The 6,496-nt window shown below is 30.5% G+C and carries 10 protein-coding genes and 1 pseudogene; 1 reads left to right on the top strand and 10 read right to left on the bottom strand.

The features are described from left to right. Window positions 1-347 precede the first annotated feature (347 nt). Complete coding sequence (locus ABN217_RS05080) at window positions 348-491, bottom strand: AcrZ family multidrug efflux pump-associated protein (protein ID WP_071788544.1); 144 nt, start codon at window positions 489-491, stop codon at window positions 348-350. 159 nt (window positions 492-650) lie between these two features. Here ABN217_RS05080 and modE point away from each other — a divergent pair, with 159 nt between their 5' ends. After that, window positions 651-1,442 carry a molybdenum-dependent transcriptional regulator gene (modE, locus tag ABN217_RS05075; protein WP_349459157.1) on the top strand — a complete coding sequence of 264 codons (792 nt, stop codon included), beginning with the start codon at window positions 651-653 and terminating at the stop codon, window positions 1,440-1,442. A gap of 132 nt (window positions 1,443-1,574) precedes the next feature. Here modE and ABN217_RS05070 read toward each other — a convergent pair whose 3' ends face one another. The 9 genes and pseudogenes from ABN217_RS05070 to ABN217_RS05030 all read right to left on the bottom strand — a co-directional run bounded on the left by ABN217_RS05070 (window position 1,575) and on the right by ABN217_RS05030 (window position 6,495). Beyond that, window positions 1,575-2,987, bottom strand: coding sequence for a hypothetical protein (locus tag ABN217_RS05070; RefSeq protein WP_349459156.1), 1,413 nt, complete (start codon window positions 2,985-2,987; stop codon window positions 1,575-1,577). 128 nt (window positions 2,988-3,115) lie between these two features. Beyond that, entirely contained in the window at window positions 3,116-3,310 is a 195-nt protein-coding gene (locus ABN217_RS05065; RefSeq protein WP_349459155.1) for a contact-dependent growth inhibition system immunity protein, read from the bottom strand. A gap of 26 nt (window positions 3,311-3,336) precedes the next feature. Then, window positions 3,337-3,579, bottom strand: coding sequence for a hypothetical protein (locus ABN217_RS05060; protein ID WP_349459154.1), 243 nt, complete (start codon window positions 3,577-3,579; stop codon window positions 3,337-3,339). A gap of 57 nt (window positions 3,580-3,636) precedes the next feature. Beyond that, on the bottom strand, window positions 3,637-3,951 hold the full coding sequence (locus tag ABN217_RS05055) for a zinc ABC transporter substrate-binding protein (RefSeq protein WP_349459153.1): 315 nt from the start codon (window positions 3,949-3,951) through the stop codon (window positions 3,637-3,639). Window positions 3,952-3,972: 21 nt separating this feature from the next. Next, a pseudogene (locus tag ABN217_RS05050) lies at window positions 3,973-4,143 on the bottom strand (contact-dependent growth inhibition system immunity protein); the annotation flags it as partial. Window positions 4,144-4,149: 6 nt separating this feature from the next. Further along, window positions 4,150-4,527 (bottom strand): ribonuclease toxin immunity protein CdiI, encoded by a 378-nt coding sequence (gene cdiI, locus ABN217_RS05045; RefSeq protein WP_349459152.1) that lies wholly within the window; start codon window positions 4,525-4,527, stop codon window positions 4,150-4,152. Window positions 4,528-4,817: 290 nt separating this feature from the next. Then, window positions 4,818-5,345 carry a hypothetical protein gene (locus ABN217_RS05040; protein ID WP_349459151.1) on the bottom strand — a complete coding sequence of 176 codons (528 nt, stop codon included), beginning with the start codon at window positions 5,343-5,345 and terminating at the stop codon, window positions 4,818-4,820. A gap of 55 nt (window positions 5,346-5,400) precedes the next feature. Then, window positions 5,401-5,919, bottom strand: coding sequence for an SMI1/KNR4 family protein (locus tag ABN217_RS05035; protein ID WP_284551529.1), 519 nt, complete (start codon window positions 5,917-5,919; stop codon window positions 5,401-5,403). A 69-nt stretch (window positions 5,920-5,988) separates the two neighbouring features. Beyond that, window positions 5,989-6,495: a contact-dependent growth inhibition system immunity protein gene (locus tag ABN217_RS05030; RefSeq protein ID WP_349459150.1), complete on the bottom strand. Its 507-nt coding sequence runs from the start codon at window positions 6,493-6,495 to the stop codon at window positions 5,989-5,991. Window position 6,496: the final 1 nt, after the last annotated feature.

Raw genomic sequence — 6,496 nt, 5'->3', positions numbered from 1 at the left:
GTGACAAACAATCTACAACTTAAAGTATAACAAGTAGATACTCTAAATAATTCAAGTTACAGCTAGGCGACAAGTGACAAACAATCTACAACTTAAAGTATAACAAGTAGATACTCTAAATAATTCAAGTTACAGCTAGGCGACAAGTGAATGAGTCGCTAGGAGCATACATAAGTATGTGACTAGTGCGAATGAGCGTAGTCAACAACGCTGTGGCTTGAAGTATGACGAGTATCAGTGCGAAAGAGTGAAGTCAACAACGGCTATGGCTTGAAGTATGACGAGTATCGTGAGTAAAAAAATAGCCCTTCAAGATAAAGGGCTATTCTAAATCAGGGAGGGAGAAATTATGATTTTTTGTCTGCTTTTGGCTGACTTGGTGAAATCAAGTTAAACACTTCACCTAAACCATAAATAATGCCCATAATCAGTACCATTACAACAGGTACCATCAAGAGAGCAAACCCTAAACTTTTCAACAATTCAAGCATGATAACCTCTTTATCATGGTATATTCGGAAAGCCAGAGTTGGCATTTCTTCACGAATGACGAATAATAACGCTATAGATGTATATATTCTAGAGAATTATCGCTTTGTGTCGGCACAAAAAATGCGATAAACACACAAAAAAAGAAGAAGCCTATCATTATGCAAGCAGAAATATTATTAACTCTTAAACTTCAAGATAAGCTCTTTGCCGATCCTCGTCGCGTAGCATTGTTAAAACAGATCAAGGCGACGGGTTCAATTAGCCAAGGGGCAAAAATGGCGGGCATTAGTTATAAAAGTGCTTGGGATGCCATTAATGAAATGAATCAACTCGCAGACGAGCTTCTTGTTGATAGAGCAACAGGCGGTAAAGGTGGCGGAGGTGCAACTCTCACTCATTATTGCGAGCGCTTACTACAACTTTACGATCTGTTAGGTCAAATCCAGCAAAAAGCCTTTGATGTATTGAAAGATGATTCACTCCCTCTGGATAGCCTTTTAGCGGCTATTTCTCGTTTTTCATTACAAACCAGTGCCAGAAACCAGTTTTTCGGCACCATTATTGAGCGTGATAACCTTCAAGTTCAACAACATGTTAATGTTCAACTTGCTGATAAAAAGACCATTATTCGTGCGGCACTAACAGAAAAAAGTGCTGATCGCCTAGGGCTTAAAAAAGGTAAAGAAGTACTGATTTTAATTAAGGCACCTTGGGTCAATATTGAAAAAGGCGCCTCTTTAACGCAACATTATGACAACGCGCTTTCAGGCACACTCACTCAAATTGAGACGGGCAGTGAAAACAGTGAATTGGTGGTGACATTAGAAGGCGGACAAGAAGTCTGTGCCACCTGTTCTAATCAGCATGTTAAAGAGCAAAAACTGCATATTAATGACAGCGTAACCGCTTTATTTAATGCTGATCAGGTGATTGTCGCAACACTGTGTTAATCATTAATATGATTGCTTTTAAATAAAAAATAAAACCATCACTTAGTTATTATTTTAGAAATAATATTAAGTGATGGTTTTTAATTGGAAATAATATTTACATAAATCAAATTTATTCTAATAAACTTCTGATTAACGTATTACATTAATATTTTCCAGTTTTACTGAGCTTTCTAGTCTATCACCTACTTGCATGGTAACTGGAACAAAAACGTTAAAATCTTGCAACCAAGCTTGTTTGCTACTGATTTTCTGTTGTCCTTCATGAGTTTCATCACACTGAACTAACAGATATTTTCCACTAAACTCAGATGCTATACTACCTGCATCTCCTTCGCTTAACACATTACAACGTATTGATGAAGTTATTACTTCTTTTTTAGAATCAATACTTTCCCACTGTGCTTGATATTGTTGGCCAACGACTAATGGAAATTGCAGATCTGTCTGCAACTTACGGAGTAGTGAAATATCATGACTGATAGACATAACAAACTTTAATTGTAACTGATTAGCCAACATTAAACGTTGTACTGTCCAGATACCATAATCTTCTAGATTACGTATATAACCATCCGATTGGGCATCCAACTGTACATTGACCTTACCGTATTCGCTTACTATGGTATAACGGATCTGTTTAAAGCGAGGAAGTGCCCATGGTTTTATCAATGATTGAGTTTGATTATTAATTCCTGTAGAAAGTGGATATTTATTAAGCCATTGCGGATTATTATTACTTAAATTGGGCATTGTTGGCCCCATCAATGTTGATACAGGCTTATTAATAGCAGGTACAAAGTGTCCCTCAGCAGTGAACGTTTTTCCTTCTGGTAACTGACATAATTGATTGAAAAGTTGTCTCATTTGAAGATCTATTTTGAAACTATTTTTACGACGAATAATATCATCAGTGATCAGCGAATCAGTAATGTACCCCTCACGATCTAGGTTCATTGCAACTACAGCGTCGCCCTGATGAGTTTTACAATTATATAAATAGTGCTCAATCTTTAGCTCAAGAGGTGCATCATAAGGTGGTTCCCAGATGGTTTCTGCAAAATCATATCCTGTACGTACTGATAATATGTCGCCAATATGCTGAATACTATTAGTATCAACAAGGTTAGTCATACCGCCGATAGACGTGTCAGATAACCTTTCCCATCGCGATTCTTTTATTGGAAATTGACAAACCATGCGGATATCTTCTGTTGTCATCAGCTTATTGTCTTGAGCTGGTGCATAACGAAGATAATTATTACCGTAATAGCGAGCTTTGGTTAGCCCTTCTTCATTCAATACATCCTTATATAAAAGCGGAGCCTTATTCTGCTTACAATCAACAGAATGCCAATGTTGAGTTTTTTCTCCACTATTATCTGTTAATGACACCATGTAATTCACACGATCATGGTTCCTAACTATAGACAATGGATTAATTTCATTATTTATCAATAAAGGCTTATCCGTTGCATAGACAAAAGAAAATAGCAAATAAGGTAGAAATAAAAATAAAATAATAAAAAAACGTAAGCTATACATATATATTCCTTTACTGATTGATTATTTTTTATATTTAACATGGCAGAAAATAACTATATATATTGCTAATACTAATTAGTTCTATTTCTTAGAGTAATTATTTAGTAATATCAGTAGAAATAATACATTTAAACTTTTCGACTAATACAACGCGTAAATGCTTCTTTTATTGAGGCACCTAAAACCTCGTCACTGCAATTGCTTTTTAATGTAATAATTACACTCTCGGGTATTCCCTCTCCGACCCAATGATCCATACGTAAATGGTTTAGAGGCTTAATAATAATTTCATTACCTACAACACTTAAACCGCATAGGCTCATATTTTAAAGTAGGAAACGGAATAACATTAGGAATTAATTAAATCTGATTTGGCACTATTCAAAATGGCCATAAAATTATCTAAATTAAATTTATGCCTCACATTTTCACTTAAACACCGACTATCATTAAAAAATTCAATTTCTATTTTATCGGCTCCATTATCTTTATTTAATTGACAAAGTATTTGTTTTTTATATGAAATTTCAACAGTAATATTCTCATATTTATTGTCACTTACAAAATCGATTTTAAAGTTAGAATCCATCATCTTTTTTCCTTTAATTTATGAATAACATTATAAAAAATTCTAGATAATAGATCCATCCTATCGTAATTGGTTACGTAATTCATTAGGAACTAAATCAAATAACATTTTGATATACTTTACATTGCAATCATACAATATACTTATTTTTGAACTACATTTCTCAGTATATGTTTTAGCTTGAAAATTTAAAAATGAAATATCACTTTCATCAAAATTTTGATTAAGTATTTTTTTAGGTAAATTATGAATTAACTGTAATTCATAATAACAAGATTTATATTTTTCTTTTGCTATCATTCCTCTAGATTGAATATTTCTTAATTGGGGTAAAATCCAATACATCATATCTATATATATTTCATTTTTAGTCATTAACAATCAACTCATTAGTATTTAAATAATTACGAATTTAATCCCGAATAATTGAACTTTTCGACTAATACAACGCGTAAAAGCTTCTTTTATTGAGGCACCTAAAACCTCGTCACTACAATTGGTTTTTAATGTAATAATTGCACTATCGGGTATTCCCTCACCTACCCAATGATCCATACGTAAATGATTTTTCATTTATAAACTAAGGTGATTTAATCTATTTTTTGATAGCAATATTTTAATTTTTATCTTATCTTCAGGATGCATTAACAAATACTTTTCACAAGATAATCTAATAAATTGATAACAAGTATCTTCGCTTACAATAACAATATCTTTATCTTTTAGAGGATATCCTACTCCAAACTTAACACCTAAAAAATGATCAGATACATCAGGGCTATTCATATCTGGGAAAAAGCAATATATTCCATCGAGGACAAAAGATTCTTTTTGAACAATATTAGAAACAGCATCTAAAAAGCAACCATCATTATATATAAGATCAAAATAACTTTTTATAGTCCAATTAGGCTCACTCTTTTCATAGGGTAATTCAAATAAATATTTCATCAATAACGCTCCTACTTAGGATGGAAATTAGTAACCATCTTCGTTTCTTTATCTAAATATACTCTGAAAGTTATGCCTTCTGATATTACATCATAGGATTGCAATTCTTTATTAATTATTAACATGATTAGTTTTATTAAAAAATAAAACCAGCTAAGATAATTCTATTTTTTATTTGATTACTTACAATTATTAAAAAATATTATATATATAATAAAAAATCACCTTACACATAATTAGAATAAGGTTATTTTATTTATTATCCATTTAAACCATATGAATTCATATTATTAAATTTCGATCAACTCACCAATAAAATCATCATTTAAAATATTATCTATATTCCTCTTCTTTGACTTATCTATTAAATACTTTAGATAATCATTAAATTCCCAATGAGTATCTTTTATCACTTCCTCATTTTCATCATACTGATAAACTTTATTTGGATTATCAGAATCAGTTAATAAAAATAAATATTCATTTTCTGATTCTATTGAAAAAAAGAAAGGTTTTTGATCTAATAAGTCATGCTGTTGTATATTACACAACCTTTCACACATATCAATTTGAAATTGAATGTGATTTCTAACAGAAAATGTATGGCAATAAAATAAAAGAGATGAATCATCAAAAATCCCTCCACTACATCGCCCTATACAACTTAGAAAACTATATAATTGTTCTGTTATTTTTATATCATAGAAACGTTTTATTTTTTCTATCTCATCATCAGAATATCCTTTTATTTTATGAATATTGATAGAAATCTCGGGGTAAATTAAATGTAGATTATTTATTAATTGATTGTTTTTCATAAAAATTATTCACCCTTATATAATTAATAGTAGTAAATTACTATTACAGTTATCTTCATATATTAATTAATTCGCCTGTAACACAATGCTTTTTTACACATTTTCTAGTTTCGGTGTTGATTAATTTTTTTAAATATTGATAAAGTGTCCACTCTGTCTCCTTTACTATTTCTTCATTTTCATCGTAATGATAAACTTGGTTTGGATTATCTGAATCAGTTAATAAAAATAAATATTGGGTTTCTGACTCTATAGAGATGAAAAAAGGTTTCTTTTTAATTAAATTAAATTGTTTTATGTTACATAGATCATTACGTGTACCAATTTGAAACTGTACATGTCCTCTAACCGAAAAATTATATCGATAAAATAACAATGAATAATCACAAAAAAAACCACCACTGCAACGCCCCATGCAATTCAAAAAGTCATATAGCTGACCAGCTACTTTAATATCATAAAGACGTTCAATTTTCTTTATCTCATCATCAGAATACCCCTTTATTTTATGAATATTGATAGGAAGCTCTGGATAGATAGAATGTAAATCATTTATTAATTGATTATTACTCATAGATAAATTCATATAATAAAAAATCACCTTATCCATAATTAGCATAAAGTGATTTTATTTAGTATCCATTTAAACTTTACGACTAATACAACGTGTAAAAGCTTCTTTTATTGAAGCACCTAAGACCTCGTCACTGCAATTGCTTTTTAATGTAATAATTGCACTATCAGGTATTCCCTCGCCGACCCAATGATCCATACGTAAATGGTTTAGAGGACTAATAGTAATTTCATCATCTGTAAGATCTAAGCTACATCGATTCATATTATTAAAAAGTGCTGTTTTATTTTTATAATCATACTGTTTGATTATTTTTTTTATCCAGTCTTGATAAGATTTTTTATCATTATACATTTGATGAAACTGTTCTGAATTTCCTTTAATTTGCTCACTTTTAATCAGAGCGAGTTTTGCATAATAACCTAATTCTTCATCAAGAATATCATTAGGTAAAACTTTATAGCCTTTTTTTAGATCCATTATATAGATAGAGTGACCAGAAAAAGTTAATAAAATATAATAAGCATCATTATAATAAACACTTGCTCTTAATTTATTATTTTTTAATTTAAACATA

It is taken from the genome of Proteus sp. fly-1067, from assembly GCF_040139345.1.
Taxonomy (GTDB): Bacteria; Pseudomonadota; Gammaproteobacteria; order Enterobacterales; family Enterobacteriaceae; genus Proteus; species Proteus vulgaris_B.
This window is presented reverse-complemented; position numbering and strand designations above follow the sequence as displayed.

Coding starts and splice junctions, on each gene's coding strand:
- ABN217_RS05040 (WP_349459151.1), bottom strand. CDS start 5,345: ATGAAAAACAATCAATTAATAAATAATCTACATTTAATTTACCCCGAG.
- ABN217_RS05035 (WP_284551529.1), bottom strand. CDS start 5,919: ATGAGTAATAATCAATTAATAAATGATTTACATTCTATCTATCCAGAG.
- ABN217_RS05070 (WP_349459156.1), bottom strand. CDS start 2,987: ATGTATAGCTTACGTTTTTTTATTATTTTATTTTTATTTCTACCTTAT.
- ABN217_RS05060 (WP_349459154.1), bottom strand. CDS start 3,579: ATGATGGATTCTAACTTTAAAATCGATTTTGTAAGTGACAATAAATAT.
- ABN217_RS05055 (WP_349459153.1), bottom strand. CDS start 3,951: ATGACTAAAAATGAAATATATATAGATATGATGTATTGGATTTTACCC.
- cdiI (WP_349459152.1), bottom strand. CDS start 4,527: ATGAAATATTTATTTGAATTACCCTATGAAAAGAGTGAGCCTAATTGG.
- ABN217_RS05030 (WP_349459150.1), bottom strand. CDS start 6,495: ATGTTTAAATTAAAAAATAATAAATTAAGAGCAAGTGTTTATTATAAT.
- ABN217_RS05080 (WP_071788544.1), bottom strand. CDS start 491: ATGCTTGAATTGTTGAAAAGTTTAGGGTTTGCTCTCTTGATGGTACCT.
- ABN217_RS05065 (WP_349459155.1), bottom strand. CDS start 3,310: ATGAGCCTATGCGGTTTAAGTGTTGTAGGTAATGAAATTATTATTAAG.
- modE (WP_349459157.1), top strand. CDS start 651: ATGCAAGCAGAAATATTATTAACTCTTAAACTTCAAGATAAGCTCTTT.